Here is a 3,895-nt window from a genome sequence, read left to right on the forward strand (position 1 = left end):
CGCGCCGCGCGCCTGGCGGCGCGTTCCGGTGCTCATACGATCATCGTCGGCGGTGCCATCGAGCAGGTGCTGGCGCGGCTCAAGGCCGGCGAACGCCTGGGCACCCTGCTGGCGCCCGAGCGTGGCCTGCTGGCGGCGCGCAAGCAGTGGCTGGCCGGCCACCTGCAGACCCGCGGCACCCTGGTGCTGGATGCCGGCGCGGTGAAGGCGCTGAGTCAGGACCGCAAGAGCCTGCTGCCGGTCGGGGTCAAGGCGGTGCAGGGCAGCTTCCGCCGCGGCGAGATGGTGGTCTGCGTCGCCCCGGACGGCCGCGAGGTCGCCCGCGGCCTGGTCAACTACAGCGCCCTGGAGGCGCAGAGGATCATCGGCCAGCCGTCCGATGCCATCGAGAAGCTGCTGGGCTATGTCGACGAGCCGGAGCTGGTGCATCGCGACAATCTGATCCTCGTCTAAGGAGAAAGGCATGCGTCCGTTCAAGGGAGTGGTGCTGGGCCTGCTGGTACTGCCCAGCCTGGCGCTGGCCGAGACCATCGGCGAGGTGTCCACCGTGTTCAAGTGGGTGGGGCCGAACGACAAGATCGTCGTCGAGGCCTTCGACGATCCCAAGGTGGCGGGGGTGACCTGCTACCTGTCGCGGGCCAAGACCGGTGGGGTCAAGGGCGGCCTGGGCCTGGCCGAGGATCGCGCCGAGGCTTCCATCGCCTGTCGTCAGGTCGGGCCGATTCGTTTCCAGGGCGAGCTGAAGGATGGCGAGGAGGTGTTCAAGGAGCGTACCTCTCTGGTGTTCAAGACCATGCAGGTGGTGCGCTTCTTCGACAGCAAGCGCAATACCCTGGTGTACCTGGTCTACAGCGACCGGGTGATCGAGGGCAGCCCGCAGAACGCGGTGACCGCCATTCCGATCCTGCCCTGGGGCCAGCCGTAGGGACGCCATGCGCACCAGGCGATGCGCTTGGTGCGCACGGTGCAGCGAAGACGGAGCAGCGCCAGTCGGGCGCACGGCCGCGCGGCAACCGCTTCTAGCTGGCCGGTGCATCGAACTCGGCGCGGTACTGCTGCACCAGATGCAGGTTGTCGTGCTGCCAGGGGTGGAAGTCGGCCTTGTAGAAGTCCAGATAGACCCGCACCAACGGCCGGTAGATGCCGCGCGAGCCCCACAGCCAGGCCAGGCCGTCGCGCCATACCCGCCAGTTCCACAGCAGACCGTCGCGCTTGAGCAGGTGCAACAGGCCCTTGGTGGTGTCGAGGGTGAAGAAGAAGGTGCTCTGCAGCATGGCGCGGCGGCGCAGCCAGGGGTTACCGCTGACCAGTTGGAACACGTCGAAGGCCACCGCCTTGTGTTCGGTCTCCTCCAGCGCATGCCAGCGCCACAGGCGCGCCATGCGCGGGTCGGCGCCTTCCAGCCAGAGCGGGTCCTTTAGCAGGGCGTCGGCCATGATCGCGGTCAGGTGCTCCACCGAGGCGGTGGCGGCCAGCTGCAGCTTGCTCGGCAGGTGCTTCTGCAGGAAGCCCAGGCGCCGCTTGAGGCCACGCTCCAGGTAGTCGATGTCGTAGCCCAGTTCGCGCAGGCGCTGGCTGTACTCCAGGTGCTCGCGGCTGTGATGGCCCTCCTGGCCGATAAAGCCGCGGATCTGCTCCTTGAGCAGCGGGTCCTCGACCTGGTCGCGGAACAGCCGCACCGAATCGATGAAGAAGCGCTCGCCGTCGGGAAACAGCACCGACATGGCGTTGAACAGGTGGCTCTTGAAGGCGTTGCCGCCGTGCCAGTGCCGCGGCAGCGGATCGGGTAGGGCGAAGTCGAGCCGACGCGGGCGGATCTGCAAGCCTTCCGGGGTAGTGCTGGCCATGCCTGTTGCCTCCGGTTGCGGGACCATGGTGCAACTATGGGCTTGTGGCTCCGCCATGGGCAAGGTTAAGGTCTGCCAAAATTCGGGTCATTTGCGGCCAGCCGCCTAACCAGACGTCCCCATGAAGCAACCGCTGAATTTCACCGCCGAACTGGTGCCGGTGGCCTACGCCGAAGCCCTGCTGGCGCTGGCCGAGGAACTGGGCGTGCCGCGCGCCGCCCTGTTCGCCGCGGCGCGGGTGCGCCCCGAGGTGCTCGGCAGCCCCAATGGCCGGCTGTCCTTCGTCGACTTCCATCTGCTCACCCAGGCGGCGCTGGAGCGCTGCGGCGAACCGGCGCTGGGCCTGGTGCTGGGCCAGCGGCTCAACGTCTCCACCCACGGCATCCTCGGCTACGCGGTGCTGTCCAGCGCCAACCTGGGCAAGGCGCTGCAGTTCGCCCTGAAGTACTACCGGGTGCTTGGTCTGGCCTTCGAGCTGGAGCTGGTGGAGCGGGGCGAGGACATGGAGCTGCGCGCGGTGGAGTCCTTCCCCATGGGGCCGCAGGCGCGCTTCGCCGCCGAAGGCCTGCTGACCAGCATCCACACCATCGCCCGCTTCCTCCTCGGCGAGGAATTGCAGGGCCTCGCCGTCGGTTTCGCCCATGCCGCGCCGGCCCATGCCGCGCGCTACGCCGAGGTGTTCGGCGTGGCGGCGCAGTTCGAGCAGCCCTGCCACTGGCTGCGCCTGCCGCGGCACTACCTGGAGCGGCCCATGGCCCTGGCCAACCCGGCCACGGTGCAGATGTGCGAGCAGCAGTGCGAGGCGCTGCTGGCCAGCCTCGACGTGCAGGACGGCCTGCTCACCCGCGTGCGCCGCCTGCTACTGGCGCGACCCGGCGATTTCCCCGACCTCGACGGCGCCGCCAGCGCCCTGCATACCAGCGGTCGCAGCCTGCGCCGGCACCTGGCGCAGATGGGCACCAGCTACCAGCAGGTGCTCGACGAGGTGCGCAAGCGCCTGGCCCTGCAATACCTCGCCACCACCCACCTGCCGCTGTACGAGATCGCCCAGCTGCTGGGCTTCAGCGACCCCTCCAACTTCCGCCGCGCATTCAGGAAATGGACGGGTAAACTGCCCGGCGATTACCGCAACGAGGCCCCCCGATGAACACCGCCGCAACGACTGCCCTGATCCGCGAAACCTTCCCCGTCGGTCCCTTGCAGTGCAACTGCACCATCATCGGCGACCCGCTGACGAAAAAGGCCATAGTGGTCGATCCGGGCGGCAATCCCGATCTGATCATGGCGCGGCTCGAGGCCCATGGGCTCAAGGTGGTGAGCATCATCCACACCCACGCTCATCTCGATCACTTCCTCGCTTCCGGGCAGATGAAGGAGAAGACCGGCGCCACCCTGCACCTGCACAAGGACGATCAGTTCCTCTGGGACAACCTGGAGATGCAGTGCCGCATGTTCGGCGTGCCCTACACGCCGGTGCCGGCGCCTGACCAGTGGCTGGCCGACGACGAGGCGCTGGCCTGCGGCTGCGGCGTGGCGCTGCACACGCCGGGGCATACGCCGGGGTCGATGAGTTTCTGGTTCGCCGATGCCAAGCTGCTGATCGCCGGCGACACCCTGTTCCGTCGCGGCATCGGCCGTACCGACCTATGGGGTGGCGACTACGCCACCATCGAGCGCTCGATCAAGCAGCGTCTGTACCAGCTGGACGAGGATGCCACCGTGGTCACCGGCCACGGCCCGGATACCCGGCTGGGTGACGAGATGCGCGAGAATCCGTTTATCCGTGCCTGAACCCGGCGCTGTGCGGGCTGTCTACACTGGCATTCTGCTGTCTCCAAGGAGAGTTCGCCATGTCCCGCCTGACCCTGATCGCCGCCTGCTCCGCTGCCCTGCTGCTGGCCGGTTGTGCCTCGCAAAACCCCTACGATCAGAGTGCGCCGAGCTCGAACAAGACCGCCACCTATGGCGGTCTCGGCGCCCTGGCCGGTGCCGCCGCCGGTGCCCTGATCGGTCACGACGACCGCGGCAAGGGCGCGCTGATCGGCGCC

At 68.1% G+C, this 3,895-nt stretch carries 5 protein-coding genes and 1 pseudogene; 5 read left to right on the forward strand and 1 reads right to left on the reverse strand.

Translation table 11 applies throughout. The features are described 5' to 3' along the window. Together N878_RS14580 and N878_RS14585 are read left to right on the forward strand one after the other, a co-directional pair. The coding region (locus N878_RS14580) for a PUA domain-containing protein (protein WP_021444363.1) at positions 1–453 on the forward strand (453 nt) is incomplete at its 5' end. A 10-nt stretch (positions 454–463) separates the two neighbouring features. Beyond that, positions 464–925 (forward strand): CreA family protein, encoded by a 462-nt coding sequence (locus N878_RS14585; RefSeq protein ID WP_021444364.1) that lies wholly within the window; start codon positions 464–466, stop codon positions 923–925. Between the two features lie 94 nt (positions 926–1,019). Here the strand turns inward: N878_RS14585 and N878_RS14590 are convergent, their stop codons facing one another. Beyond that, positions 1,020–1,847, reverse strand: coding sequence for a metal-dependent hydrolase (locus N878_RS14590; RefSeq protein WP_021444365.1), 828 nt, complete (start codon positions 1,845–1,847; stop codon positions 1,020–1,022). A gap of 121 nt (positions 1,848–1,968) precedes the next feature. On the opposite strand from N878_RS14590, the gene N878_RS14595 reads away from it, so the two are divergent. From N878_RS14595 to N878_RS14605, 3 genes and pseudogenes are all read left to right on the forward strand, one after another. Next, entirely contained in the window at positions 1,969–2,994 is a 1,026-nt protein-coding gene (locus tag N878_RS14595) for an AraC family transcriptional regulator (RefSeq protein WP_021444366.1), read from the forward strand. Then, the gene (locus tag N878_RS14600; RefSeq protein WP_021444367.1) at positions 2,991–3,638 is read left to right on the forward strand and encodes an MBL fold metallo-hydrolase; all 648 of its coding nucleotides are present in this window, start codon (positions 2,991–2,993) and stop codon (positions 3,636–3,638) included. Before N878_RS14595 ends, N878_RS14600 begins: the two co-directional genes overlap by 4 nt. A 59-nt stretch (positions 3,639–3,697) precedes the next feature. Beyond that, positions 3,698–3,895, forward strand: a pseudogene (locus tag N878_RS14605) (OmpA family protein); the annotation flags it as partial.

The sequence above is a fragment of the Pseudomonas sp. EGD-AK9 genome (assembly GCF_000465935.2).
GTDB lineage: Bacteria > Pseudomonadota > Gammaproteobacteria > Pseudomonadales > Pseudomonadaceae > Aquipseudomonas.

Excerpts from the sequence above, each read along its gene's own strand:
- N878_RS14585 (WP_021444364.1), top strand. The coding sequence starts at position 464 with ATGCGTCCGTTCAAGGGAGTGGTGCTGGGCCTGCTGGTACTGCCCAGC.
- N878_RS14590 (WP_021444365.1), bottom strand. The coding sequence starts at position 1,847 with ATGGCCAGCACTACCCCGGAAGGCTTGCAGATCCGCCCGCGTCGGCTC.
- N878_RS14595 (WP_021444366.1), top strand. The coding sequence starts at position 1,969 with ATGAAGCAACCGCTGAATTTCACCGCCGAACTGGTGCCGGTGGCCTAC.
- N878_RS14600 (WP_021444367.1), top strand. The coding sequence starts at position 2,991 with ATGAACACCGCCGCAACGACTGCCCTGATCCGCGAAACCTTCCCCGTC.